Raw genomic sequence first — 26,279 nt, 5'->3', positions numbered from 1 at the left:
TGCCCGGCTGTCAACGGCAGAGCCAATAAAGGAAAGGCGGACAGTTGACGTGATCGAGGCCGCTCCCTAGCATCGCCGCTCAACAGCCGTTCGGATATGCGGATGAGGGCGAGGACGATGACCGAGCAGCCGACTGCGCCGTCGAGGACGCCCCGGGCCGTGGGGCCCGCCGTGGTGATCGGCTCGGCCCTGGAGTGGTTCGACTTCTACCTCTACGCCTCGATGGCGGCGCTGGTGTTCGGACCGGTGTTCTTCCCGTCGGCGAGCCCGGCCGCGGGCACGCTGGCCTCCGTCGCGACCTTCGCGGTCGGCTTCCTGGCCCGGCCCTTCGGCGGCATCGTGTTCGGGATGCTCGGCGACCGGGTGGGGCGCAAAGCGGTGCTCACCCTGACCTTCCTGCTGATGGGGGTCTCCTCGGGCCTGATCGGGCTGCTGCCCACCTACGAGACGGCGGGCATCCTCGCCCCGGTGCTGCTGGTCGTGCTGCGGGTGTTCCAGGGCCTCGGGGCCGGTGCGGAACTGGGCAGCGCCATCGCCGTGTCCTACGAGCACGCCGCGCCCGGATCGCGCGGCCGGATCGCCTCGTTGCCCGCGCTCGGCGTGAACATCGGCCTGCTGGTGTCCTCGCTGACCGTCACCGTGCTGACCAGCGCCAGCGAGGAATTCCTGCACGGCTGGGGCTGGCGGCTGCCCTACCTGGCCAGCTTCGCCCTGGTCGGGCTGGGGATCTGGGTGCGCACCCGGCTGCCGGAGACCCCGGAGTTCGAGCGGGTCTCGCGCGCCGAGCGCTCCGGGCGGCGCCCGCTGCGGGACCTGCTGCGCTCGGACTGGCGCGGCCTGGCGGTGGTCATGGCGATCACCATCGGCTACAACGGTGTCAGCTACATCTTCAAGACGTTCTCGCTGTCCTACCTGACCCAGTTCCAGGGCGTGGCGGCCAATGTCGGGGCGTTCGGCGTCACCCTGGCCAGCGCGGTGGCCATCGCCACCGTGCCGATCGCCGGTCGGATCTGCGACGTGGTGGGCGCCCGGCGGCTCGTGCTCCTCGGCGCCGTCGGCACCGCGGCGCTGGCGTTCCCGTTCTTCTGGCTGCTCGACTCCGGGCACGACCTGGCGATCTGGGCGGCGCTGGTGCTGGCCACCGGCATCGTGGTGCCCATGATGCTCGCGGCGCAGGGCGCCTTCCTGGCCTCGCAGTTCCCGGCCGGGGTGCGGGCGTCGGGGCTCGGCACCGGGCGGGAGGTCGGCGGCGCGTTCTCCGGTGGCCTGGCGCCGTTGGCGGCGCTGGCGCTGGTGACCGCCTCCCCGACGCACGCGACGTGGGGCGTCTCGATGCTGTTCCTGGCGGGCGCGCTGTTCATCGGCGTCGGAGCGCTGTGCGACCAGAGCCGCCGCGTGGCGACCGCCGAAGCCGCCGAGGCCGAGCGCGCGGTGCGCGGGTGAGCCGGGTCAGCCGGTGGCGGGCGGATCGGCGTAGCGGCCCTCCAGGATCCCGGTCGCCTGGCCGATCTCGATCAGGTAGCCGTCGGGGTCGCGGAGGTAGCAGCGGATCTCGGCGGTGCGGTCCAGCGGTTCGGTGACGAACTCGGCACCTTTGGCGCGGGCGTCGGCGTAGAAGGCCGCGATGTCGGCCACCCGCACGTTGAGGAACGCGGAGGCGGTGTCGGTGCGCTCCGGTGGTGCCAGGGTGATGCCCGGCTTGTCCGGGGTTGGGCCGCCGCCCGGGTTCATGATGAGCCAGGAGTTGGCGATCCTGATCGTGCACGGGTTCTCCGGCAGCACCACCTCGCCGTCGAAGACGTCGGTGTAGAAGGCGCGGGAGCGGGCGACGTCGGACACGGTGAGGAAGTGCGTGACGAGCATCCCCCGCTCCGGCGCGGGAAAGCGGTGCGGGTCCATGGTGCCTGCCCCCTCCGTGACGGGGCCGGGAGCGCGGCGTCCCGGCGCAGCTACCGATGGTGGGCCACCCCGTCCCGGCCCGCCACCGCCGCGGCCGGGCGCACGGCCCCTGTCCGCCACCGGCGGTAGCCTGTCGCGGCCCGCGCTCGCCGGTGGCGGGGCCTGCATCCCGAGCGAGCCGAGGGCCGCCGTCCAGCAGAGGGGGACACGATGAGCACGGACGCGCATCCGCCTGCCGCCGACAGCCACGACCTGATCCGCGTGCACGGCGCGCGCGAGAACAACCTCGCCGACGTCAGCATCGAGCTGCCGAAGCGCAGGCTGACGGTGTTCACCGGCGTCTCCGGCTCGGGCAAGAGCTCGCTGGTGTTCGGCACGATCGCCGCGGAGTCGCAGCGGCTGATCAACGAGACCTACACCGCGTTCGTGCAGGGCTTCATGCCGACCCTGGCCCGGCCCGAGGTCGACGTGCTCGACGGCCTGACCACCGCGATCATCGTCGACCAGCAGCGGATGGGCGCCGATCCGCGCTCCACGGTCGGCACCGCCACCGATGCCAACGCGATGCTGCGCATCCTCTTCAGCCGGCTCGGGCAGCCGCACCTCGGCCCGCCCACCGCCTTCGCCTTCAACCTCCCCACGGTCCGGGCCAGCGGTGCGATCACCGCCGAACGCGGCGACCGCAAGACGGTCAAGCAGACCTTCACCCGGGCCGGTGGCATGTGCCCGCACTGCGACGGCCGGGGCGCGGTCACCGACATCGACCTCGCCCAGCTCTACGACGACACCAAGTCGCTGTCCGAAGGGGCCTTCACCATCCCGGGCTGGAAGTCGGACAGCTTCTGGACGGTGCGGCTCTACGCGGAGTCGGGTTTCCTCGACCCGCACAAGCCGATCCGCGAGTTCACCGAGCAGGAGATGCGGGACTTCCTGCACCGGGAGCCGACCAAGGTGAAGGTCGACGGCGTGAACCTCACCTACGAAGGGCTGCTGCCCAAGATCCGCAAGTCGTTCCTGGCCAAGGACCGGGAGGCGATGCAGCCGCACATCCGGGAGTTCGTGGACCGGGCGGTCACCTTCACCGCGTGCCCCGAGTGCGGCGGGACCCGGCTCAGCGAGGCGGCCCGGTCGTCGAAGATCGGCGGGACCAGCATCGCCGACGCCTGCGCGATGCAGATCAGCGACCTGGCCGAGTGGGTGCGCGGCCTCGACGAGCCCTCGGTGGCACCGCTGCTCACCGCGCTGCGGCGGACCCTCGACTCGTTCGTGGAGATCGGCCTCGGCTACCTCTCGCTGGACCGGCCGTCGGGTTCGTTGTCGGGCGGCGAGGCCCAGCGCACCAAGATGATCCGCCACCTCGGTTCCTCGCTCACCGACGTCACCTACGTCTTCGACGAGCCCACCGCCGGCCTGCACCCGCACGACGTCCGGCGGATGAACGACCTGCTCCTGCTGCTGCGGGACAAGGGCAACACGGTGCTGGTCGTGGAGCACGAGCCGGAGGTGATCGAGATCGCCGACCACGTGGTCGACCTCGGTCCCGGCGCCGGTGCGGCGGGCGGCACCGTCTGCTTCGAGGGCACCGTCGACGGGCTGCGCGCCAGCGGTACCCGCACCGGCCGCCACCTCGACGACCGCGCCACCCTCAAGGAGCAGGTGCGCACGCCCACCGGCGCGCTGGAGATCCGCGGTGCCTCGACGCACAACCTGCGCGACGTCGACGTCGACATCCCGCTCGGGGTGCTCGTCGTCGTCACCGGCGTCGCCGGGTCCGGCAAGAGCTCGCTGGTGCACGGGTCGATCCCGGCGGGCGCGGGCGTGGTGTCGATCGACCAGGACCCGATCCGCGGTTCGCGGCGCAGCAACCCGGCGACCTACACCGGCGCGCTCGACCCGATCCGCAAGGCGTTCGCGAAGGCCAACGGCGTGAAGCCCGCGCTGTTCAGCTCGAACTCGGAGGGCGCCTGCCCGCAGTGCGGCGGCGCGGGCGTCCTGCACACCGACCTGGCGATGATGGCCGAGGTCGCCGTCACCTGCGAGGAGTGCGAGGGCAAGCGGTTCCAGCCGTCGGTGCTGCGGTACCGGCTCGGCGGCAAGGACATCAGCGAGGTGCTCGCGCTGTCGGTGGGCGAGGCGGCGGAGTTCTTCCGCGCCGGGGAGGCGCGCACCCCGGCCGCGCACGCCGTCCTGCGCCGGCTCGTCGACGTCGGGCTCGGCTACCTCACTCTCGGCCAGCCGCTCACGACGCTGTCCGGCGGCGAGCGGCAGCGGCTCAAGCTGGCCTCCCGGATGGCCGAGGAGGGCGGCGTCTACGTCCTCGACGAGCCGACCACCGGCCTGCACCTCGCCGACGTCGAGCACCTGCTCGGCCTGCTCGACCGGCTCGTCGACGGGGGCACCTCGGTGATCGTCGTCGAACACCACCAGGCGGTGATGGCGCACGCCGACTGGATCGTCGACCTCGGGCCCGGCGCCGGGCACGACGGTGGCCGGATCGTCTTCGAAGGCACCCCCGCCGATCTCGTCGCCGCCCGCTCCACCCTCACCGGCGACCACCTCGCGGCCGCCGTCGGGCGAGGCGCCTCGTCCTAGCGGCCGCTCCAGCGCGGCGGGCGCTTCTCCAGGAACGCCTGGACGCCCTCCCGCTGGTCCGCGGTGTCGTGCACGGCGGCGATGGCCTCCTCGGTGGCCCGCCAGCCCTCCGCCTCCGAGGCCGCGGCCCAGCGCCGCATCGCCGCCAGGCTGGCCCGGACCGCGGTGGGGGAGTTGCGGCAGATGCGCTCGGCCAGCGCCAGGGCGGCGGGCTCCGCCGCGCCGTCCTCGGTCACCTCGTTGACGAGTCCGGCGGCGTGGGCCCGCGCGGCGTCGAAGGGATCGCCGGTGAGTGCGAGCTCGTGGGCCAGGTTCAGCGGCAGCGCGCGCGGACCGCGGAACAGCCCGGCGCAGGTCGGCACCACGCCGCGGGCGACCTCGGGCAGCCCGAACCGGGCCGACCGCCCGGCCACCACCAGATCGCAGGCGAGCACCATTTCGAGGCCGCCGCCCAGCGCCGGGCCTTCCACGGCGGCGATCAGCGGGGTGCGCCGGTCGCGGCGGATCAGCCCGTACTCACCGCCCCGCTCGGTGGAGTAGTCGCCGAGGGCCGTCAGGTCGCTGCCCGCCGAGAAGACCGCCGGTGTCCCGGTGAGCACCCCGGCCCGCAGGCCGGGGTCGTCGTCGAGGAGGTTGAACGCCTCGTCCAGCGCGTCGGCCAGCGCCCGGTCGACCGCGTTGCGCTTGTGCTCCCGGTTCATCCGGATCAGCAGGACGTGGTCGCGGCGTTCGATGATCGTCAGGGTCATGCGGGCCTCCCGGTGGTCATCGCCGCTTGTTCCGGAACAGCGTCTCCTGGGCCAGGCTCGCGAGCAGGAGCCCGTCGGCGCCGAACAGCGACCCGGTGTACCAGCCGCGACCGGCCGCGGCCGCGTGCGGGAGCAGGTCGGTGAGCACCCAGTCGTCCATCCGGGCCGGGTGGTGGAACCAGACGGCGTGGTCGAGGCTCGACCCGGGCTTGGCGTCGTCGGTGCGCAGCGGTCCCAGCCCGGTGGAGATGTCCGACAGGTAGGTCAGCACCGAGGCGTGCAGCAGCGGATCCGCCGGCAGCTCGCTGGTGCAGCGCGCCCAGAACCGCGTCGGGTAGCCCGGGTCCTCGTGCGGCTGCGGTACCGCGCGGCCCTCCATCGAGAACAGCCGGGGGATCGGGTAGGGCTCCGACCCGGCCGGGTCGGGCACCTCGGGCATCGTCGAGAGCTGCGCCTCCACGCCTTCCTGGCGCAGGTGGAACGAGGACGACATGTTGAAGATGACCTCGCCGCGTTGGGTGGCCACCACCCGCCGCGCCGAGAAGGACCGGCCGTCCCGGTCCCGGTACACCCGGAACACGGTGGGCAGGGTGGCGTCGCCGGCGCGCAGGAAGTAGCCGTGCAGGGAGTGCGGCAGCCGGTCGGCTTCGACCGTGCGCCCGGCCGCCAGCAGCGCCTGGGCGGCGACCTGGCCGCCGTAGAGCGCGTAGGGCTCGGCGAAGACCATGCCCGCGCGGAAGATGTCGCTCTCGATCCGTTCCAGGTCGAGCATGGTCAGCAGCGGATCGTGGCCGGGCGCGGCCGGCCCGCCGGGCGCGGTGTCGAGCGTCGGTTCCATGCCGACATGATGGCAGCCCGGCGCCGGGTCCGGATGTGACGCACGGCTCGCCCGGCCGGGACCGCGTCGCGCCGTGTTTCGTCCACTATGGACCGACGCCGCCGAACGGCGCAGCGGAATTGGCGCATCTGGCGGTTTTTCCGTTTCGTGCGGTCCGTGCCTAGTCTTCCGCTACTGGCGGGTATACGACAATTCTGACGGTATATCGGGAATCCGACCTTGAATGAACGTCGTCCGCACTCCGCTCCCCGTTACCGGAGGAAGCAATGCGCCACGTTCCTCGGGTCGCCGCCCTCGGTGCGCTCGCCTTGGCGGGTACGCTGCTGGCCGCTCCCGCCCACGCCCGGTCCGCCGCCGAGAACTACGTCGCCTTGGGCGATTCCTACTCCTCCGGGGTGGGCACCCGCGAGTACTTCGAGGACAGCGGCGACTGCCGGCGCAGTCCGCACGCCTACCCGCAGCTGTGGGCCGACGCCAACGGCGTGGCCAGCTTCGCCTTCGACGCCTGCGGCGGGGCCACCACCGACGACGTCAACGCCGAACAGCTCGGCTCGCTCGGCGCGGACACCACCCTGGTCACCGTCTCGGTCGGCGGCAACGACGTCGGGTTCGCCGACGTCGTGCAGTCCTGCCTGCTGGGCACCGACTCCAGCTGCGACGACGCGGTGACCGAGGCCGTGCAGGAGGCCACCTCGGTGCTGCCCGGCAAGCTCGACACGACCTACGCCAACATCAGCGAGGCCGCGCCCAACGCCGAGGTCGTGGTGCTCGGCTACCCGCGCCTCAACGATCTCGGGGACTGCGGCATCCCCGGCTTCACCGTGGCCAAGCGGGAGCGGCTCAACGCGGGCGCCGACGAGCTGGCCGCGGTGATCTCCGAGCGCGCGCAGGCGGCCGGGTTCACCTTCGCCGATCCGCGCGAGCGGTTCGACGGCCACGGCGTGTGCAGCGACGCGGAGTGGATCAACGGACCCAGCCTGCCGCTGGTGGAGTCGTTCCACCCGAACGTCATCGGCCAGGCCGAGGGCTACCTGCCCACCCTCGAAGCGGCGCTGTGACGCCTGACCCCCGCGCCCCGGGCGGCGGTGCCACCCGCACCGCCGCCCGGGGCCGTCGAGGTGGGTCTCACGCGCCCGGAGCCGCACCGCCGCCCCCGGCCCGGCGGATCATCTCCTCGATGCGGCGGGAGTGCGCACCCCGCCAGTAGACCTGGCCGCAGTCCCGGCAGCGGGCGAACTCGTCGTGCTCGCGCAGGGTTCCGGGTTGGAGCCGGTGGGCGACCTCCTGCTTGGCCACCGGCTCCAGCAGCCCACCGCAGGCCGCGCAGCGGGTCCACGGGGCCAGCGGTGGGCGGAACCGGTCCAGGACGTCGGCGAGCTGCTCGTCGGTGGTCCGGCCCCGGACGTAGGCGCCGGTGGCGACCGCGCGCCGGCGCAGCAGCCCCCGGTCCTGGGTGAGCAGCACCCGATCTTCCCGGTGCGCCTGCTCGGCGAGCTCGTCGTCGGTGGCGTCGTTGCGGTAGGACGCGTCCAGCCCGAGCAGCCGCATCCGGCGGGCCAGCGCGCCGAAGTGGACGTCCAGCAGGAAGCGGGCCGGGGCCGGCTGCGGGCGTCGCACCGGCCGGACCTCGACGGTCGACCCGGCGGCGGCCCGCGCGCCGGGCGCGGTCGCGGTGCCGTCCAGCAGCAGCGCCCCGACCTCGGGCAGCGGGACGCCGAGCGATTCGACGACGTGGCCGATCGTGGCGGTCGGGTCGTGGCGCACCGCGGCCTGCCCGCCCCGGTACCGCCGGGGCAGGAAGAACCGCAGTTCGGGGGCGATCAGCACCCGCACCGCTCGATCGGCCATGCGCGGTCCTCAGCCCGGGAGCCCGCCGCTCATCGCGCGGCCTCCCGCGCCGCGCGCAGCGAGGCGTGGGTGGGCGCGTCGGGCACGTGGGCGGGCCGGTCCTTGGCGAACTCCGCGCGCAGCACCGCGACCACCTCGCCGAGGTGGTCGAGCTGCTCCAGGACGGTCTTGAGCGGCAGCCCGGCGTGGTCGACGAGGAACAGCTGGCGCTGGTAGTCCCCGACGTAGTCGCGGAAGCCGAGGGTCCGGTCGATGACCTGCTGCGGACTGCCCACGGTCAGCGGGGTCTGGGTGGAGAAGTCCTCCAACGACGGTCCGCCGCCGTAGACCGGGGCGTGGTCGAAGTAGGGGCGGAACTCCCGGACCGCGTCCTGCGAGTTCGGCCGGATGAACACCTGGCCGCCCAGCCCGACGATGGCCTGGTCGGCGCGTCCGTGCCCGTGGTGCTCGAACCGCCTGCGGTACACCTCGATCATGCGGCGGGTGTGCTCGGCGGGCCAGAAGATGTGGTTGTGGAAGAAGCCGTCGCCGTAGTAGGCGGCCTGCTCGGCGATCTCCGGGCTGCGGATCGAGCCGTGCCAGACGAAGGGCGGCACGCCGTCGAGCGGACGCGGCGTCGAGGTGAAGCCCTGCAGCGGGGTGCGGAACCGGCCTTCCCAGTCCACCACGTCCTCCCGCCACAGCCGGTGCAGCAGCGCGTAGTTCTCGATCGCCAGCGGGATGCCCTGCCGGATGTCCTGGCCGAACCACGGGTACACCGGCGGGGTGTTGCCCCGGCCCAGCATCAGGTCGGCGCGGCCGTCGGCGAGGTGCTGCAGCATCGCGAAGTCCTCGGCGATCTTCACCGGGTCGTTGGTGGTGATCAGCGTCGTGGACGTCGACAGCACGAGCCGCTCGGTGCTCGCGGCGAGGTAGCCGAGCATCGTGGTGGGGGAGGAGGGCACGAACGGCGGGTTGTGGTGCTCGCCGGTGGCGAACACGTCGAGGCCGACCTCCTCGGCCTTCTGCGCGATCCGCACCATCGCCTTGATCCGCTCGGCCTCCGTCGGCGTCCGACCCGTCGTCGGGTCGGTGGTGACATCACCGACGGTGAAGACCCCGAACTGCATGGCGCATCCTCCCGGAAAGTTCAACGTTCAACTAAACGGCCCAACGGCGCCCTTCCGGGAGATATTCCCCGGTCGCGCGGTGTGACGCACGGCACGGGTCAACCGCGCTTCGGGGGTGAATCGGCGCTGAACGGTCGGAAACGATCGCCCGAGGGGCTGACCCGGGGTGCGGGCAGCGGCTAGGATCGGCGACCAGCGGCGCGCGGGATCCGCCCGCCGCGCCCGGGAACCACCTCGTACCCGGGTCGTGCGGTCGTCGGCGCCAACCACGGCAGGCACGGCCGGTGGAGGCGACCAGAAGGGAGGAGCGGCGCTGCCGCTCCGGTCGCCGTGTGGAGAGCCCGCTGGCCGAACGGTCAGCGGGTTTTTCGCGTCCGGATCCCGTTCCGCCGTCGCGCCCCGGCGCCGGTGGTCGTGCCGCCGATGTCCGGTCGGTGGATTTCGCCGGAGTCGATGATCTTGTGCCGGATCCACGTCCTATCATGGCCGCGCAGTCCTGGGAGGTGGGCGGAGTCGTGCGCGAGGTCGACTACTACGAGTTGCTCGGTATCGGCCGCGATGCCGGTGCGGCGGAGATCAAGTCCGCCTACCGCACGCTCGCCCGCAGCATGCATCCCGACGTCGGCGGGACGCCGGGCACCTTCCGGCTGCTGCAGCAGGCCTACGAGACGCTGAGCGATCCCGCGCGGCGCGCCGAGTACGACCGGCCCGTGCCCGATCCGCCGGCCCGGCCCGCCGCCCGCAAGCGGCCCCGGGGCTTCGGCGACGATCCGCACTTCGAGCCGAGGCTGCCGAAGCTGGGCCCGCACGACGTGCCGTGGTGGTACGGCGTCGACCCGGACGCGCGGATCCGCTACCTGCCGCAGACCGGTCCGGACCGGGCGCCCGCGCTGGCCATGCTCGGCGGCTGGAGCCTGCTGCTGGTGTCCGGGCTCGCGGTGCCGCTGCCGCCGCTGCTGCTCATGGTGTGGCTGGGCGTGCTGGTGGGCAGCGGCGCGGTGCTGGTGCTGCTGCTGCGCAAGCACCTCCGGGCCCGCCGCACCGACCGCGAGTTCACCGCCGAGTTCGGCGGTCGCAAGGTCTTCGGGTTGCCCGACGGGCAGGACGAGCGGGCGCGGTTGCTCACCGCGGAGCTCTGCGCCAAGTACCTCACCCGGTTGCCGGGAGTGCGCATCTTCCACGGGCTGGCGTGGCCGGATTCGGTCTTCGAGGACGTCGACCACGCGGTGCTGTGCGGGCGTCGCCTGGTGCTGGTGGAGTCGAAGTCGTGGCTGCCCGGGCACTACGCCGCCGACGAGGGCGGTGAGCTGTGGCGCAACGGCCACGTCTTCCGGGGCGGCAGCACCCGGCTGGACCGCAGCGTGGCCGCGTTCGAGGAGCTGCTGCCCGGCGTCGAGGTGTGCGCCGCGGTGCTCATCTACCCGAGCCGGGCCGGTGAAGTGACCACAGTGGACCAGCCCGAGGTCCCGGTCGCCCCGATGACCCCCGCCCAGTTCGTCCGCGACATCGGCCGCTGGCTGGCCGAGGACCCGGTGGGCGTGGACCGCGACGCCTTCGTCACCGTGCTCGACCAGGTCGTCTCGGCCTGACGCGCGCCCTTTCCTCCCAATTTCCTCCGGTGCGCCGTGGTGGTGGAAAGCGGTGCGCACCTGCGTTCCCGGCCGCCCGCTCGGATTTCGCGAGGGCAGCGGGGGATTTCCGTTCCCACCGCCTCGCCCGGCTTCGGTGCGGCGGATTAGCGGCGCATTATCCGGCGCGCCGTGCAGGGAAAACAATGCCGGACGTCCTGCCCTGCAGGGCCGCCGCAGGCGCCGCCTCGGCGGGGAGGCGGGAATCCGTTCCCGGGAGGCGTTTCCACGCCCGTGGCGGAGATTCAGGCGCCGCGGCCGCGCCCGGAGGTGGCCACCGGGAGTCGCCGGACCGGCATTCGGTGCGGGAATTAACCGGAACTTAAACCCATTCCCCGCACGGGGCGGATCCGGTTCGCCGGTCGGCACCGCGCGGAATGGGCCTGCCGGGGGTTCCGCCGCGTCTTCAAGATCACTCCGGATGGATCTGGCGGGCATTGTACTCGGCCGCTAAGGTGACCGCTCGTTACTCGGCCTCGCACCACGGGATGAGGCCGAAAGGCAATCCACCAGATCGGGGGTCACATGCGCCTCACCGATGTCACGTTAGGTAGACACGTGACAGGTCAAATGCGCAACCTGTGCACGCTCCTCGGAATCGAGGAAGAGGTGCCGTCGCGGCTGCTGGCGGACCTGCTCGGCGTGCATGCCGAACGACCGCTGACGGACCCGCCTCCGTTCCCGTCCGACGTGGCCGACGACGGCACGCCGGTCGAGTTCTCGATCCAGTTCGACGCCGACGGGCGCCGCCACCTGCGGACGCTCTGCGAAGCCCTCGCCCCGGAACCCACCGCGGCGAAAAACCTGACCGCCGCCCAGGACCTGCTGTCGGTGCTCGCCGAGCGCCACCACCTCGACCTCGGCAAGCTGGACGCGGTCCGCGACCTGCTGACACCGGAACACCCCCAGGGCGACTTCTCCTGGTGGTGGTCGTTCATCTTCCCCCAGGGCGCCGCCGCGCCGAAGATCAAGGTCTACGTCAACCCCGCGATGCACGGCGAGGAGGAGGCACCCAAGCTGGTCGAGGAGGCGTTCCAGCGGCTCGGTCTGCACGGCGCCTTCGCCACCGCGACCAAGTTCGGGATGCAGCGGCACGGCCAGGACAGGTTCGCCTTCTTCGCCCTGGACCTCGACGATTCGCCCACCGCCCGGGTCAAGCTCTACCTCGCCCACCGCGACGCCGACGTCGCGGTCGCCGAGCGGGCCGCGGCCGCGGTGCCGGGCATCGAGGCCGGGCGGATCCGCGAGTTCTGCGACGTGCTGGCCCCCGGCACCGCGGAATTCACCCGGCGGCCGTTGATCTCCAGCTACTCCTTCGTCGAAGGCGACGACTCCACCCCGAGCAACTACAGCCTCTACCTCCCGCTGCGGGACTACGTCGAGCACGACGGGATCGCCCTGGAGCGGGTCCAGGAGCTGTTCCGCGGCCAGGACCTCGCCCCCGAGTCGATCACCGAGGTGCTGCGCGCGGTCACCGACCGACCGCTGGCGGACAACACCGGGCTGATCGCGCACGTGTCACTGCGGCTGAGCCCCGGTACGAGCGGCAACTCCGTCTACGTCTCCTCGGAGGCCTACGGCGGTACCCGCCGCTGACCGGCGGCGTTCCCCTCGGGCGCGGAGCCGCATCCCGGGCACCGGCCCCGCTCCCTCACCCCACCCCACGCGAGGACACCGAACACCCCATGCCGCATCTGCGACCCTTCGTCTCCGCCGTCGTGCGCCCCATCCCGGTCACCACGCGCGAGCAGCGCATCCAGGAACTCGACCGGGCGGGCCACAACCCGTTCAACCTGCCCTCCGACAAGGTCAGCATCGACCTGCTCTCCGACTCCGGGACCGGCGCCCTGTCCACCGACCAACAGGCGTGGGCGCAGCGCGCCGACGAGCGCTACGCCGGCGCGGATTCCTTCTTCCGCTTCCAGGAGGCGGTGCGCGACGTCGTGCCCTACCGGCACATCCTGCCGGTGCACCAGGGCCGCGCCGCCGAACGCGTGCTGTTCACCGCCCTGCTCGGTCCCGGGCGGATCAGCGTGAGCAACACCCACTTCGACACCACGCGGGCCAACGTCGAACTCCTCGGCGCCCACGCGATCGACCTGCCCTGCCCGCAGGCGCAGGACCTCGACAGCGAGGAACCGTTCAAGGGCGACATCGACCTCGACGCGCTCAAGGACGTGCTCACCGGCCCGGACGGTCCCCGCGTCGGGCAGATCCTGATCACCATCACCAACAACGGCGGCGGCGGCCAGCCGGTGTCGATGGGCAACCTGGAGGCGGCGAGCGCGCTGGCCCGCGAGCACGGCGTGCCGCTGATCCTCGACGCCGCCCGGTTCGCCGAGAACGCCTGGCTGGTGACCCGGCGCGACCCTGCCTACGCCGGGTGGAGCCCGCGCGACGTGGCGCGCCGCGCCTTCGAGCTCGCCGACGGCTGCGTGGCCAGCCTGAAGAAGGACGGGCTGTCGCACGAGGGCGGGCTGATCGCGCTGCACGACGGCAAGGTCGCCGACGAGTGCGAGGTCAACGTCATCGCCACCGAGGGGTTCCGCACCTACGGCGGCCTGACCGGGCACACCCTGGAGACCTTGGCCCAGGGGCTCCGCGAGGTGCTGGACCCGAACTACCTGGCCGACCGGGAGCGGGAGGCGGCGTTCCTGGCCGACCGGGCGCACGCCGCCGGGGTCGCCACCGTGCGGCCCTCCGGGCTGCACGGCGTGTACCTCAACGCCGGGCGCCTGCTGCCGCACCTGCAGCCGTGGCAGTTCCCGGGGCACGCGCTGGCCTGCGCGCTGTACCGCGAGGGCGGTATCCGCTGCTCCGAGCTGGGTTCGCTGTACCTGGGCGAGCTGGACGAGAACCACGCGCTGGTCACCCCGGCACCGTTCGAGCTGGTCCGGCTTGCGCTGCCGCGCCGGGTCTACGACCACGGGCACCTAGAGTACGTCGCCGAGGTGCTGGCCGACATCGCCAAGCACCCCGAGCAGGTCCCGGGCTACCGGTTCGTGTCGGCGCCCCCGCTGCTGCGGCACTTCCGGTGCGTCACCGCACCGATCACCGCGAGCTGATCCACCGCGGACGCGAACGGGCCGGGTGGGCGCTCGCCACCCGGCCCGTTGCCGTCCGCTTCCGTCAGGCGGTCTCGACCGGCTTGGCAACCCGGTCCAGCGCGTGCCGCGCCAGCGTGATCAGGGTCTGCTTGCACGACTCGCGGTCGCGCGCGTCGCAGTAGACCACCGGCACCTCGGGCGGGATCACGCACGCCTCCCGCAGCTCCTCGGCCTCGTAGTCGTAGGCGTCGGTGAACTTGTTCACCGCCACCACGAAGGGGATCCGGCGCTTCTCGAAGAAGTCGACCGCGGCGAATCCCTCCTGGAGCTTGCGGGTGTCCAGCAGCACGACGGCACCGATGGCGCCGAAGGCCAGATCCGGCCACAACCGCACGAAGCGGTTCTGCCCGGGGGCGCCGAACAGGTAGAGCACGATCTCCTCGTCGAAGGTGATCCGCCCGAAGTCCAGCGCGACCGTGGTGGTGCGCTTGCGCTCCACGCCGGAGAGGTCGTCCTTGCCCTCGCTGGCAACGGTCATCTCCTCCTCGGTGCTCAGCGGAGGGATCTCGCTGACCGCGCCGACGAAGGTCGTCTTCCCCACGCCGAAGCCGCCGGCGACGACGATCTTGACCGGCATCGGCGCTGCCACGCGGTCTTCCTTCGGGCTAGAGCCTGCAGAGACCATCAAGCACCTTCTTCAAGACATCGTGACTGACTGTTGCGGTTGGGGAGTGGACGTGCACCACTCCGTGGTCGAGCAGATCGCTGCACAACACCCGGACCACGCCCAGCGGCTGCGCCAGCCGGGCGCCGAGTTCGGCCACCGATGCCGGACGGCGGCACACATCGAGGATGGTGCGGTGCTCCGGGGTCAGTTCCAGACGCGGCGCCGGCGGGCGCGGTTGCACGGTCACGACCTGGGTGGCGCGGTCGAGCCTGCTGTGCTTGCTGGGGATCCGCCCGCCTGTGATCGTGTACGGGCGGACGAGAGTGCCTGCATCGTCGTCGTACCACGCCTCGTCCATGCTCAGGTCCTCTCGCCGGCCAGGTCGGGACGGGGGGCCGCGGTCAGGAAGCTGCCGACCCGGGTGACCAGGCGGCCCATCTCGTAGGCCACCGAGGGGATGTCCGCGTCGGCACCGGTGAGCACGGCGAGGCAGGCCCCGCTGCCCGCGGCGCAGACGAAGAGGAAGCCCCGCTCCATCTCGACGTGGGTCTGGGCGACCGAGCCGCGGTCGAAGTCCCGGCTGACGGTGTGGGCGATGCTGCGCAGGCTCGACGAGGCGGCGGCCAGGATGTCGGCCTTGTCCCGGTCGAGGCTCTCCGAGTGGGCCAGCGCGAGTCCGTCGTTGGAGATCACCAACGCGTGCTCGGCGCCGACGACGCCGTTGACGAAGTCGTCCAGCAACCAACTCAGCTTCGAAGCGTTTTCGATCATCTCATGCCTCACTTGCGGTTATTTCGAGCGGTCGTCGGGGTTGTCGGAGAACGCACCGCGGAAGGCCTGGTGGAAACCGGCCAACCTGCCCGGGTCGGCGACGACGTTCTGCGTCGGTGTCTCCTCCTGGAGGTCTTCCAGGTGGGTGCCTGGGTCGCGGCGGGGCAGCGGGGGGCGTTCCCGCTTGTCCGCCGAGGACTGCCGCCGCTCGGGGATCGAGGTGGTGGCGGTGGCGGGCAACTGGCCGCTGAGCTCGTGGTCGGGCCACGCGGGCTGCTCGCCGGTGGTTTCCACAGTGGACAGCAGCGCGGTGGCCTCGTCCTGGATGGCCCCGTCCCAACCGGTGGTCGAGTCGGTCAGCGCGGGAGCGCTCGTCGGCTCGTCGAGGTTGTTCAGGATGCGGTCCGGCAGCAGCACGGTGGCGCGGGTGCCGCCGTAGGCGCTGGTGCCAAACTCGACGCCGATGTCCCGGCGCTGGGCCAGCCGCGCCGCGGTGAACAGCCCGAGCTGCTCGGCCTTGCTGCTCTCCAGCACCAGGCGGTCGAACTCGGGCGGATCGGACATCATCACGTTGGCCCGCACCCGGATGTTCTCGTCCATCCCGAGGCCCTGGTCGTCGATGGTGATGGCGACCCCGCGGGCGACCGCGACGGCGGTGATGTGCACCTGGGTGTTCGGCGGCGAGAACGCGGTGGCGTTGTCGATCAGCTCCGAGGCCAGGTGGATGGTGTCGCCGACGGCCAGGCCGGAGACGGCCACGTTGGGCACGTGGCCGAGCATGACGCGCTTGTACTGGCCGATCTCCGAGGTCGCCGAGCGGAGCACGTCGTAGAGCGGGACGGGCTTGCTCCACCGCCGGCCCGGGGTCTGGTCACCGAGCACGAGCAGGTTCTCCACCTTCCGCCGCGCGCGGGTGAGCAGGTTGTCCAGGTTCCACAGCCGGGCGAGCTGCTGGGAGTTCTCCTCGTTGCGCTCGAGCTGGTCGATCTCGTTGTAGGCGCTGCGCAGCAGCTGCTGGAGCCGGTGCGCCATGCCGACGAACACCGCGCGGGCGCCCTGCCGCGCCCGGGTCTCGCCGACCGCCGCGTCCATGGCCTCGCGCTGGAAGAGCTGGATCGCGTTGGCGACCTGCCCCACCTCGTCGTTGCCGTAGCGGCGCAGCGCGGACATGCTGTCGTCGACGTCGACCGACTCGCCCTCGCGCAGCTTCTCCACCACCTCGGGAAGGTGCTGGGCCAGGTGCAGCGATTCGGTGCGCAGGTTCTGCAGCCGGGTCAGCAGCGCGTGGTCGACCACGTGCGTGTAGACCCGCCGGGTGCCGATGAAGAACGCCGCCGCGACGACCAGCACCGCCAGGGCGGACCACAGCACGGTGGTCATCGCGCTGGTGCCGTCGGCGACCGCCTGCTGGGACACCAGGTCGGCCTGCTTGGCGACCAGGCCGGAGACCTGGCCGAGCACCTGCTCGGAAACCCGGCGCCAGTCGGCCGCCGAGACCGGCGGCGTTTCGCCGCTGTCCCACGGGCCGTTGACGATCAGCGCGTTCTCCAGCGCCACGAGCTGCTGCCACTCGGGCGTGGTGGTCAGCGCCTCGTAGTCGGCCTGCACCGAGGGGCGCAGGAACTCGAGGTTGTTGTCCAGGCTGGCGTGCAGCCCGCCGTTGAGCCGGGCGAACTCCTGGTGCTGCTCGGGCTGGAGCTCGCCGGTGGCCAGCGCGGTCGAGACCAGGGAGCTCTGCCGCGCCAGCATGTCCGAGGCGCGGAACAGCTCGGCCGCCGCCGTACCGCCTTGCAGCGTGTCGGCCGAGGGCACGATCCGGGCCTGGGTCTCGAACAGCTCGGTCGCGGTCTCGAACGTGCCGTTGAAGTAGGCGTTGAGCTCGTTGATCGAGATCGTTCCGGAGGTGATCCGGGAGCGGATCTCGGGCAGCCGGTCGAACTGCCCGGTGAGCTCGGTCATCGGCTCCTTGAGCTCGTCCGGGGCGGAGGCCATCATCGGTTCGGCGGCCGAGGACATCTCGCGCAGCATCTGGTCGGTCTCGGCCTGCTGCGCGAGCAGCTCCGGCGGGGACGACGCCCCCCGGCTGACCGCGTCCAGGCTGACCTGTCGTTCCCGCTGGAGCGATTCGAGCGCCTTCACCGCGGGCAGCGACATCTCGCGGACGCCCTGACCGACCTGCTGGGTGTAGACCGCTTCCGAGACGAACACAGCGCTGCCGCCGACGAACACGACCAGCAACACGATCCAGGGAATGGTGACGAGCCAGGTCAACCGCGTCTTGATCGACCGCTCGCCCCGCTGGTCCGATCGGTCTCCCGATGGAGCAGCGAGTTGCTCACTTTCGTTTGCCACGTCCATGCACTTTCTCTCGCGTCTGCTCGCCCGGTACCGGCGAGCTGATCCTTGTGTGCGGACACATGCCGAGGTGCACCGGCGTGCCGAAATCGGGCGCGCGTCATCGAGAACTGGCGGTCAACCGGTGCGCGCACACGACGTCGAGTGGTCGGTGCAGCCGCGCCGTTCCGCGCAGCGACGACGTTCCGCAGCCTGGCAAGGCACGCTCATCGTCCGAGTACTTCTGGAAAGAGCCGCTCCCTTCCGCTATGACCGCTGTTGGTGCTCTCCCCTGAACTCGCACCTCTCGGTGCCCCCGTGACGCGACGCACTGTAGCTGATCATGTCGCCCGGACGGGACTTGAGTCCGCTTTTGATGAGGCGATCCGGTGGGCGGCGACCGAGCTCGGCGGCAGCGCGCGCGGTCGCCGCTTTCCGCGCGCGGCGGCGGAATCGGCGTGCCGCGGCGGACGCGCGGGACGTGCGGTCCCGCGGTGGGCGGCGCGCGGAGCGCCGGCGGGGGAGGCGTTACGCCCCGGGCCGGTGATCAAGATCAAAAATGGGTGCCACCCGATGGGGGCCGTCCCGGGGCGGTTCCGGGCGCGTCGCGGGCCGGTCGGAGGTCGTTCCGCGACGCGATGCGGCCACCTTGGCCCGCACGGGCTCGCGGGTGCTCAGGCGCGGCGGCCCACGCCCGCCCAGCTCCGGCTCAGCTCGGGCGGGACGGTGGCGGGGCGGCCGGGCGCCGGTCGCCACTGCGCCGGTCGCACCACGCCCGGCGGGACCAGCGCGAAGCCGTCGAACAGCGCGCGCACCTCGGCGCGGGAGCGCGGTCCCGCGGCGTCGTCCCAGGGCGCCGGTCCGGTCGGGGGCACCTCGTCGTCGGTGCGGTGCGTCAGCGCCAGCAGGCTGCCCGGCGCCAACGCCTCGCGGTACCCGGCCACCACCGAGGGCGCCGGGACGTCGATGTGGTGCAGCACCGCGACCGCGAACACGGCCACCGGGCGGTCGAGGTCGAGCAGCTCCGCCGCGGCGCCGAGCACCGCGACGGGATCGCGCAGGTCGGCGGCCAGCGCGTCGGCACCCGCGGTGCCGGACAGCAGCGCGCGGGCCGCCTCGGCGGTGTCCGGGTCGTGGTCGACGCAGAGCACCCGCGCCCGCGGGTCGGCGGCCTGCGCGGTCGGCACGACCCCGCCCGCGGTGGGGAGGCCGGAGCCGAGGTCGAGGAACTGGTCCACGCCCTCGTCGAGGCAGAACCGCACGGCGCGGCGCAGGAACTCCCGGTCGGCCACCGCGCCGAGCGCGGCGTCCGGGTCGGCGCGCAGCGCCCGGTCCACCGCGTCCCGGTCCGCGTCCCGGTGCCGCGTCCCGCCGAGCACGTAGTCGTACATCCGGGCGGGGTCGGCGACCGCGCCGGTCGAGGCGGCGGTGCCGGGGAGCTTCGCGGGCGTGGTCATGTCGCACCCCTCTCTGCGCGGACGGCCGGGTCGAGCGTAAGTCGACCGCCGGGGCCGGGACATCGCCGCGCGGGGTGAATTTCGGCGGTTTTTCACGTCCCGGACGATCGCTCGCGGCTTGCCCCGCCGGAAAATCCGCCTTCTTCACGCACGCCGAACTCGCCCGGTGGTGCGGTCGCGCCCGACCGCACCACCCGCGCCGCCGGTCAGATGTGCCTGCCGCCGGTGATCTCCAGGACGCAGCCCGTCATGTAGGACGACAGGTCCGAGGCCAGGAACAGCACGACGTTGCCGACCTCCTCGGGTTCGCCGGCGCGCTGCATCGGGATCTCGGCGAGCTTGGCGGTCCAGACGTCCTCGCGCAGCGCCGCGGTCATGTCGGTGCGGATCAGCCCGGGCTGCACCGCGTTGACCCGCACGCCCTTGTGCGCGACCTCCTTGGCGGCGGCCTTGGTGAGACCCACGATGCCCGCCTTGGCGGCGCTGTAGTTGGTCTGGCCGATCATGCCGACCTTGCCCGAGATGGACGAGACGTTGATGATCGAGCCGCTGCCCTGCTCGCGCATCACCGCACTGGCCGCCTGGGTGCCCAGCCACGCGCCCTTGAGGTGCACGTCGAGCACGGCCTCGAAATCGGCGACGCCCATCCGGCGCATCGTCGCGTCCCGGGTGATCCCGGCGTTGTTCACCATGACGTCCAGCGAACCGAACCGGTCGACCGCCGCGCGGGTCGCGGCGGCCACCGCGTCGGGATCGGTGACGTCGCAGGTGACGCCGAGCGCGGTGTCCTCGCCGAGCTTCTCGGCCGAGGCCCGCGCGCTGTCCCCGTCGACGTCGGCCAGCACCACGCGGGCGCCCCGGTCGTGGAAGGTCCGCGCGATGGCGAACCCGATCCCCTTCGCGCCGCCGGTGATGACGGCGACCTTGTCCTCCAGCATTCGAGCACTCCGTTCCCGCGTGTTCTCGTCAGGGCTCTGCGGTCAGCGCACGTCCTCGGTTCCGAACAGCGCGGTGACCTGGCTGGACAGCACGCCGCCGTTGCCGTGCGCGAGGGCGGTCCGGGCGCCGGCGACCTGCCGGGCGCCGCACTCGCCGCGCAGCTGCCGGACCGCCTCGATGATGGTGAAGATGCCGTACATGCCGGGGTGGCAGTACGACAGCCCCCCGCCGTTGGTGTTCACCGGCAGCGTCCCGCCGGGCGCCAGCGCGCCGTCGGCGACGAACGCCCCGCCCTCGCCCTTCGCGCAGAACCCGAGGTCCTCCAGGAACAGGACCGGGTTGATGGTGAAGGCGTCGTAGAGCTCCACCACGTCGACGTCCGAGGGTCGCAGCCCGGCCATCGCGAAGGCCCGGCGGCCGGAGTCGGTGGCGGCGGTGGTGGTCAGGTCGGGCATCGCCGAGATGGCGCGGTGCCAGGTCGCCTCGCCCGCACCGAGCAGGTACGCCGGGGTGACGTCGAGCTGCCGGGCGCGGTCGGCGCCGGTGAGCACCACGGCCCCGCCGCCGTCGGTGACCAGGCAGCAGTCCAGCTTCGTCAGCGGATCGCTGACCATCCGGGAGGACAGCACGTCCTCGCGGGTCAGCGGGTCGCGGGCGAAGGCGGCCGGGTTCAGCCGGGCCCATTCCCGGGCGGCGACCGCCACGTCGGCGAGCTGTTCCCGGGTGGTGCCGTACTCGTGCATGTGCCGCGCGGCGGCCAGCGCGTACATGCTGATCGGGTGGCGGGCCCGGTACGGCGCCTCGTAGGGGTTGGCCTTGGACGGCGAGAGCAGCCGCCCGCCGTCGGAGCGCTGGGTGCTGCCGTAGACGATCAGCGCGGTCCCGATCACCCCGGCGTGGATCGCCGAGGCCGCGTGCAGCAGGTGCGACACGAAGGAGCTGCCGCCGATGGTGGAGCCGTCGACGTAGCTCGGCCGGATGCCCAGGTACTCGGCGGTGTCCATGCCCGACATCGGGAAGTACGAGGAGGCGGTGAACAGCCCGTCCACCTCCGACTTGGCCAGCCCCGCGTCGGCCAGCGCCCGCGCGGTGGCCTGGCCGACCAGGTCCAGCGGGGTCAGCCCGGGTGCCACCTCGCCCAGGTCGGACTCGGCGACGCCGACGACCGCGGTGGTCGCGCGCAACGTCATGACCGCACCTCCCGGAACACCGCGACCGGCTCACCGGCCTCCTCGACGACGGCGAAGTCCAGCCGACCGCCGATGGTCACCGCGTCCGGCTCGACGCCGTCGACCCGCGACATCATCCGGAAGCCCTCGTCCAGGTCGACCAGCACGACGTTGTGCGCCCCGGCGCGGGAGCGCACCGCGGTGGTGGAGTAGGTGGTGCCGCGCCCGGCGCTGCGGTGCCAGGCCAGCTCCTCGCCACCGCAGCCCGGGCACAGCACTCGCGGCGGGAACACCGCGGTGGTGCAGCCCCGGCAGCGCTGGTAGCGCAGCTCCCCGGCGGACAGACCTTCCCGGTACACCACCTCCGGTGCACCGCTGGTGGGCAGTTCGGTCATGCTCGGCTCCCTTCCTCGGTCAGCAGGGCCAGGCAGTCCACCGCGACGGCGCCCGCGCCCTCGGCGCCGAGCAGCAGCGGGTTCACGTCCAGCTCGGCCACGTCGTCGGCCAGGTCGGCGGCCAGCCAGGACAGCCGCACCACGACGTCGGCCGCGGCGGCAAGGTCGCGGGCCGGTTCCCCGCGCAGGCCGTCGAACACCCGGCTGCCGCGCAACGACCGCAGCAGCCGCTCGGCCGCGGCGTGGTCCAGCGGGGCGATCGCCGCGCGGCTGTCGGCCAGCACCTCCACCAGCACCCCGCCGAGCCCGACGACCACCACCGGGCCGAACGCGGGGTCGCGCTTGATCCCGGCGATCAGCTCGGTTCCGCCCCCGGCCATCCGCTGCACCAGCACTCGGGCGTCCCCGGCGATCCGCAGCAGGTCCTCGGCCGCCGCCCGGACCTCGGACTCCTCGGTGAGCCCGAGCCGCACGCCGCCGACGTCGCTCTTGTGCGCGATCCGGTGCGACAGCAGCTTCACCGCGACCGGGCCGCCGAGCTCGCGGGCCGCCGCGACCGCGGCGTCCGGGTCGGCGGCCGGGAAGGCGCCCGCGCAGCGCACCCCGTAGGCGGCGATCAACCGGGTCGACTCGTGCTCGTCGAGCTGGGTGCGGCCCTGCTCGCGGACCTCGGTGAGCACCGCCCGGACCACCCGGTCGTCGATGTCGGCCGGGCGCACCGGGGCGCTCAGCGGTGGGCGGAGGCTGTGGTCGGCCAGCGCGCCCATCGCCGCCGCCGCGCGGCCCGGATCGGTGTAGCAGGGGATGCCGAGCTCCTGGAGCCGCTGCCGGGGACGTCCGCTGCCGCCGGTCCACACCACGACCACCGGCCGGTCGGACGCCCGGTGCGCCTGCTCGATGGCGTCGATGAGCTGCTCCGAGCCCTTGTCGGCGTTGCCCAGCAGCACGGCGATCATGTCGGTGCCGGGGTGCTCGGTGGCCACCGCGAGCGCCCGCCGCAGCAGGTCCGGCTCGCTGATCAGGGTGGCGGTCAGGTCCACCGGGTTGCGCGGCGAGCCGAACGCCGGGATCACCTCGGCCATCCGCCGCTGCCACTCGGCGTCCCACGGCTCCACCCGCAGCCCGTGCTCGGCGGCCACGTCGGCCATCAGCACCCCGGCGCCGCCGGACAGCGACAGCGTGGTGATCCGCCGGCCCCGGGTCCGGCGCCCACCGGCGAACAGCTGCGCGGCGTCCAGCAGCGGTTCGAGCCCGTCGAGCCGGATGATGCCGTGCTGGGCCGCGACGCCGTCGAAGACCGCGTCGGCACCGGCCAGCGAGGCGGTGTGCGAGGCCGCCGCACGCGCGCCCGCCTCGGACCGGCCGACCTTGACCGCCAGGATCGGCTTGTCCAGCTCGTGCGCCCGCCGGGCCACCTCGACCAGCCGGTCGCCGCCGCTGACGCCTTCCAGGTAGGCCATCAGCACCGACACGTCCTCGGTCTCCACCAGCCCGCCGAGGATCTCGGCCACCGACAGGTCGGCTTCGTTGCCGGTGTTGAGGAAGTGCGAGATGCCGAGCCCCGCGCGCTGGGCCGCGCTGAAGATGAAGGTGCCGAAGGCGCCGCTCTGGCTGACGAACGCCACCGGCCCCTCGTGCAGGTCGACGTCCTCGTCCATCGCCGAGGTGAAGGTCGGCATCGCCCGGTCCCGCAGGCTGATCATGCCCAGGCAGTTCGGCCCGAGCACCCGGATGCCGGTCTCGGCGATGGCGCCTTCGAGCCGCCGTTGCAGCTCCGCGCCGCGCTCGCCGGTCTCGGCGAACCCGGCGGCGGCCACGATCGCGGCCGGGATGCCCCGGCGGGCGCAGTCCCGGAGGCCCTCGACGGCCTGCTCGGCGGGCAGCATCACCATCGCCAGGTCGATGTCGCCGTCGATGTCGTCCAGGCTCCGGTAGGCGGGCAGGCCCTGGACCTCGGAGCGGCGCTCGTTGACCGGCAGCACGCGGCCGGTGTAGCCGAACCGCTTGAGCAGGTCGACGGGGCGCCCGGAGAGCTTGATCGGGTTGTCCGAGGCGCCGAGGACGGCGATGGAGCGGGGGTGCAGGAGCTTCTGGATCGCCTCGTCGGCGGCCACGGGCCCTCCTTCGTCGCGGTGGGTGCGCTCAGCGCCGGTCGGTGGACTCGCCCTGCGCGGCGGTGGGCCGGTCGACGGCCCCGCCGCGTCAGACCCGGCGCAGGAGCTGCTTGGCGATGATCAGCTTCTGGATCTCGCTGGTGCCCTCGTAGATCCGGAACACGCGCGCGTCGCGGTAGAACCGCTCCACGGCGACCCCGCGCATGTAGCCCGCCCCGCCGTGCACCTGCACCGCCCGGTCGGCGACCCGGGAGACCATCTCGCTGCAGAACAGCTTCGCGCTGGACGGGGCCAGCCGGGTGTCGGCGCCGGAGTCGTACTCGCGGGCGGCTTCGAGCACCATCGCCCGGCCCGCGTAGAGCTCGGCCTGCGATTCGGCCAGCATGGCCTGCACGAGCTGGAACCGGCCGATCGGCGCGCCGCCCTGCTCGGCCTCGGCGGCGAAGCGCACCGACTCCTCGACGATGCGGGTCGCCAGCCCGACGCAGATCGCCGCGATGTGCAAACGCCCCCGGGTGAGCGAGGACATCGCCGCGCCGAAGCCGGTGCCCTCCTGCCCGCCGACCAGCGCGCTCGCCGGCACCCGGGCGTCCTGGAAGTGCACCTCGGCGGTGTGCGCCCCGGCCTGGCCCATCTTGGCGTCGGGCGGACCGATCACCACGCCGGGCGTGCCGGTCTCCACCAGGAACACCGAGATGCCCCGGTGCGGTTCGGCGTCCGGGTCGGTGCGGGCGAACACGACGAGCACGTCGGCGTGCGGGGCGTTGGTGATGAACCGCTTGCTGCCGGAGAGCACGAAGTGATCGCCGTCGCGCACCGCGGTGGTGCGCACGCTGCTCGGGTCCGATCCGGCGCCGTCCTCGGTCAGCGCGAAGGACGCGATCGCGTCCCCGGCGGCCAGCCGGGGCAGCCAGGTGCGCTGCTGCTCCTCGGTGCCGGACTTGACGATCACCTGCCCGGCGATGCCGTTGTTGGTGCCGAACAGGGACCGGAAGGACGGCACGGTGTAGCCCAGCTCCATCGCCAGCCGGACGTCCTCGCTCGTGGTCAGCCCCAGCCCGCCGTGCTCCTCGGGCAGCGCGAAGCCGAACAGCCCCATCTCCGCGGCGGTGTCGCGCAGCCGCCGCGGGATGGCGTCGGTGCGCTCGATCTCGTCCTCGGCCGGGACGACCTCGCCGCGGACGAAGTCGCGGACGGTGCGCAGCACGTCCTCGAATTCGGTGGGTTCCATGGTGGTCCTCATTTCTGCTCCGGAACGGGTTCGGGCGCGGGCTGCTCGACCTCGCGCCGAGCGGTGTAGGCCAGCAGGGCGCGGGTGCCGAACAGCGAGATCAGCACGGTGAGCAGCGCGTAGCCGACGACCGGCACGATCGAGCCGCTGGCGGTCAGCAACGCCTGGCCGACCATCGGCGCGGTGCCGCCGAGCACCGTGCCGCACAGCGCGTAGGACAGCGAGATGCCGGTGTAGCGGACCCGGGCGGGGAAGGAGGCGGCGAGGATGCCGGCGAGCGTGGAGTAGAACATCACATGCGGGACCGTGGCCAGCACCATGCCCAGCACCGAAAGCCCCCAGCTCCCGGTGCTGATCAGCACGAACATCAGCGGCATCACCGGCAGCTCGGCGATCAGCAGCACGGTCACCACCCGCCGCACGCCGTAGCGGTTGGCCAGCAGCGCGCCGAAGGGCTGCACCAGGAACTGCGAGATCGCGGCGATGAGCACCACGGTGAGGAAGTCCTCGCGTTCGAAGCCGAGCTCGGCGGTGGCCCAGGAGACCGCGAAGGTCGTCTTGAAGTAGGTCGCGGAGAAGGCGATCGTGCACGCCAGCATGCCGAGGACCACCAGCGCGGTGTGGTTGCGGAACACCTCCACCACGGGGAAGCGGGCGGTCGCGCCGCGCTCCCGCAGCCGGGCGACCTCGGGGGATTCCTCGATCCGCAGCCGGATCACCAGGCCGACCACCACCAGCAGCGCGGAGACCAGGAACGGCACCCGCCAACCCCAGGAGAAGAACTGCTCGTCGGGCAGCCCGGAGGCCAGGGCGAACGACAGGGTCGCCAGGATCTTCCCGGCGGGGGAGCCCTGCTGGGCGAAGGCGCCGAACAGGATGCCCCGGCTCTTGTGCGCGTGCTCGGTGGCGATGAGCACCGCGCCGCCCCACTCGCCGCCGACCGCCAACCCCTGCACCACCCGGAACAGCACCAGCAGCACCGGCGCGGCCATCCCGATGGCGGAGTAGGTCGGCAGCAGGCCGATGCCCACGGTGGTGACGCCCATCAGCAGCAGCGTGGTGATCAGGGCGTTCTTCCGGCCCACCCGGTCGCCGAGGTGGCCGAAGATGACGCCGCCCACCGGCCGGGCCACGAACCCGACCCAGAACGTCGCGAACGAGACGAGCACGCCCATCGCGGGGCTGACGGCGGGGAAGAACAGCGGTCCGAACACCAGCGCGGACGCCGTGCCGTAGATGTAGAAGTCGTACCACTCGACGGTGGTGCCGACGAACGATGCCATGCCCGCCTTGCGGCCCATGCGTTCGTCCGGTCGAAGACGGCTCATCCAGGAGAACCTTTCCGGTGGCGGGCGGCGGTGCCCACGTGCGGATCTGCCGGTCGGGGCGGGATTCCCGTCCGGCGCAACGCGTTTCGCGGCTGGGTCGACGCTAGGTCAGGCAGTGTGTTCCGTCTAACACCAAATTCGTGTACGTTTGATTCGGCCGCGCG

General features: G+C 72.6%; 22 protein-coding genes. 6 read left to right on the top strand and 16 right to left on the bottom strand.

Features of this window, described 5'->3' with window-relative positions; genetic code table 11:
- The first annotated feature begins 102 nt into the window (after nt 1-102).
- Nucleotides 103-1,443, top strand: coding sequence for an MFS transporter (locus tag ACQP0T_RS15760; RefSeq protein ID WP_433868748.1), 1,341 nt, complete (start codon nt 103-105; stop codon nt 1,441-1,443).
- Nucleotides 1,444-1,449: 6 nt separating this feature from the next.
- Here the strand turns inward: ACQP0T_RS15760 and ACQP0T_RS15755 are convergent, their stop codons facing one another.
- On the bottom strand, nt 1,450-1,863 hold the full coding sequence (locus tag ACQP0T_RS15755; RefSeq protein WP_345365625.1) for a VOC family protein: 414 nt from the start codon (nt 1,861-1,863) through the stop codon (nt 1,450-1,452).
- A gap of 246 nt (nt 1,864-2,109) precedes the next feature.
- On the opposite strand from ACQP0T_RS15755, the gene ACQP0T_RS15750 reads away from it, so the two are divergent.
- Nucleotides 2,110-4,491: an ATP-binding cassette domain-containing protein gene (locus ACQP0T_RS15750; RefSeq protein WP_433868747.1), complete on the top strand. Its 2,382-nt coding sequence runs from the start codon at nt 2,110-2,112 to the stop codon at nt 4,489-4,491.
- Here the strand turns inward: ACQP0T_RS15750 and ACQP0T_RS15745 are convergent.
- Together ACQP0T_RS15745 and ACQP0T_RS15740 are read right to left on the bottom strand one after the other, a co-directional pair.
- Entirely contained in the window at nt 4,488-5,240 is a 753-nt protein-coding gene (locus ACQP0T_RS15745; RefSeq protein WP_433868746.1) for an enoyl-CoA hydratase-related protein, read from the bottom strand. The two genes, ACQP0T_RS15750 and ACQP0T_RS15745, sit on opposite strands and share 4 nt — an antisense overlap.
- A gap of 16 nt (nt 5,241-5,256) precedes the next feature.
- Nucleotides 5,257-6,078: an acyl-CoA thioesterase gene (locus tag ACQP0T_RS15740; protein WP_433868745.1), complete on the bottom strand. Its 822-nt coding sequence runs from the start codon at nt 6,076-6,078 to the stop codon at nt 5,257-5,259.
- A 266-nt stretch (nt 6,079-6,344) separates the two neighbouring features.
- Here ACQP0T_RS15740 and ACQP0T_RS15735 point away from each other — a divergent pair, with 266 nt between their 5' ends.
- A complete protein-coding gene (locus ACQP0T_RS15735) occupies nt 6,345-7,136 on the top strand; it encodes an SGNH/GDSL hydrolase family protein (protein WP_433868744.1) in 792 nt (263 codons plus the stop codon).
- A gap of 67 nt (nt 7,137-7,203) precedes the next feature.
- Here ACQP0T_RS15735 and ACQP0T_RS15730 read toward each other — a convergent pair whose 3' ends face one another.
- Complete coding sequence (locus tag ACQP0T_RS15730) at nt 7,204-7,926, bottom strand: Mut7-C RNAse domain-containing protein (RefSeq protein WP_433868743.1); 723 nt, start codon at nt 7,924-7,926, stop codon at nt 7,204-7,206.
- Between the two features lie 29 nt (nt 7,927-7,955).
- Nucleotides 7,956-9,035, bottom strand: a complete 1,080-nt coding sequence (locus ACQP0T_RS15725) for an LLM class flavin-dependent oxidoreductase (protein ID WP_345365638.1) — start codon at nt 9,033-9,035, stop codon at nt 7,956-7,958.
- 482 nt (nt 9,036-9,517) lie between these two features.
- Here ACQP0T_RS15725 and ACQP0T_RS15720 point away from each other — a divergent pair, with 482 nt between their 5' ends.
- The 3 genes from ACQP0T_RS15720 (at nt 9,518) to ACQP0T_RS15710 (ending at nt 13,728) form a co-directional block, all read left to right on the top strand.
- Complete coding sequence (locus ACQP0T_RS15720) at nt 9,518-10,624, top strand: J domain-containing protein (protein WP_433868742.1); 1,107 nt, start codon at nt 9,518-9,520, stop codon at nt 10,622-10,624.
- 597 nt (nt 10,625-11,221) lie between these two features.
- Entirely contained in the window at nt 11,222-12,259 is a 1,038-nt protein-coding gene (locus tag ACQP0T_RS15715; protein ID WP_433868741.1) for a tryptophan dimethylallyltransferase family protein, read from the top strand.
- Between the two features lie 89 nt (nt 12,260-12,348).
- Entirely contained in the window at nt 12,349-13,728 is a 1,380-nt protein-coding gene (locus tag ACQP0T_RS15710; protein WP_433868740.1) for a tryptophanase, read from the top strand.
- Between the two features lie 64 nt (nt 13,729-13,792).
- Here ACQP0T_RS15710 and ACQP0T_RS15705 read toward each other — a convergent pair whose 3' ends face one another.
- The 11 genes from ACQP0T_RS15705 to ACQP0T_RS15655 form a co-directional block, all read right to left on the bottom strand.
- Nucleotides 13,793-14,395: a GTP-binding protein gene (locus ACQP0T_RS15705; RefSeq protein WP_345365646.1), complete on the bottom strand. Its 603-nt coding sequence runs from the start codon at nt 14,393-14,395 to the stop codon at nt 13,793-13,795.
- Complete coding sequence (locus ACQP0T_RS15700; protein ID WP_345365648.1) at nt 14,376-14,735, bottom strand: DUF742 domain-containing protein; 360 nt, start codon at nt 14,733-14,735, stop codon at nt 14,376-14,378. Before ACQP0T_RS15700 ends, ACQP0T_RS15705 begins: the two co-directional genes overlap by 20 nt.
- 2 nt (nt 14,736-14,737) lie before the next feature.
- Entirely contained in the window at nt 14,738-15,148 is a 411-nt protein-coding gene (locus ACQP0T_RS15695; RefSeq protein ID WP_345365650.1) for a roadblock/LC7 domain-containing protein, read from the bottom strand.
- A gap of 18 nt (nt 15,149-15,166) precedes the next feature.
- A complete protein-coding gene (locus ACQP0T_RS15690; protein WP_433868739.1) occupies nt 15,167-17,389 on the bottom strand; it encodes a sensor histidine kinase in 2,223 nt (740 codons plus the stop codon).
- 767 nt (nt 17,390-18,156) lie between these two features.
- Nucleotides 18,157-18,939 (bottom strand): SAM-dependent methyltransferase, encoded by a 783-nt coding sequence (locus tag ACQP0T_RS15685; protein WP_433868738.1) that lies wholly within the window; start codon nt 18,937-18,939, stop codon nt 18,157-18,159.
- Between the two features lie 206 nt (nt 18,940-19,145).
- Nucleotides 19,146-19,877, bottom strand: a complete 732-nt coding sequence (gene fabG / locus ACQP0T_RS15680; RefSeq protein WP_345365656.1) for a 3-oxoacyl-ACP reductase FabG — start codon at nt 19,875-19,877, stop codon at nt 19,146-19,148.
- A 42-nt stretch (nt 19,878-19,919) separates the two neighbouring features.
- On the bottom strand, nt 19,920-21,068 hold the full coding sequence (locus ACQP0T_RS15675; RefSeq protein ID WP_433868737.1) for a thiolase: 1,149 nt from the start codon (nt 21,066-21,068) through the stop codon (nt 19,920-19,922).
- Nucleotides 21,065-21,442 (bottom strand): Zn-ribbon domain-containing OB-fold protein, encoded by a 378-nt coding sequence (locus tag ACQP0T_RS15670; protein ID WP_433868736.1) that lies wholly within the window; start codon nt 21,440-21,442, stop codon nt 21,065-21,067. Before ACQP0T_RS15670 ends, ACQP0T_RS15675 begins: the two co-directional genes overlap by 4 nt.
- Complete coding sequence (locus ACQP0T_RS15665; protein WP_433868735.1) at nt 21,439-23,556, bottom strand: acetate--CoA ligase family protein; 2,118 nt, start codon at nt 23,554-23,556, stop codon at nt 21,439-21,441. The genes ACQP0T_RS15670 and ACQP0T_RS15665 overlap by 4 nt, the downstream gene beginning before the upstream one ends.
- 88 nt (nt 23,557-23,644) lie before the next feature.
- The gene (locus tag ACQP0T_RS15660) at nt 23,645-24,787 is read right to left on the bottom strand and encodes an acyl-CoA dehydrogenase family protein (RefSeq protein ID WP_433868734.1); all 1,143 of its coding nucleotides are present in this window, start codon (nt 24,785-24,787) and stop codon (nt 23,645-23,647) included.
- Between the two features lie 8 nt (nt 24,788-24,795).
- Nucleotides 24,796-26,115: an MFS transporter gene (locus ACQP0T_RS15655; RefSeq protein ID WP_433868733.1), complete on the bottom strand. Its 1,320-nt coding sequence runs from the start codon at nt 26,113-26,115 to the stop codon at nt 24,796-24,798.
- Nucleotides 26,116-26,279: the final 164 nt, after the last annotated feature.

Source organism: Saccharopolyspora sp. CA-218241, assembly GCF_050954615.1.
In the GTDB taxonomy this organism is placed as follows: Bacteria; Actinomycetota; Actinomycetes; order Mycobacteriales; family Pseudonocardiaceae; genus Saccharopolyspora; species Saccharopolyspora cebuensis.
The sequence above is the reverse complement of the archived record's forward strand: the minus strand, read 5'-3'. Positions and strand labels throughout refer to the sequence as shown.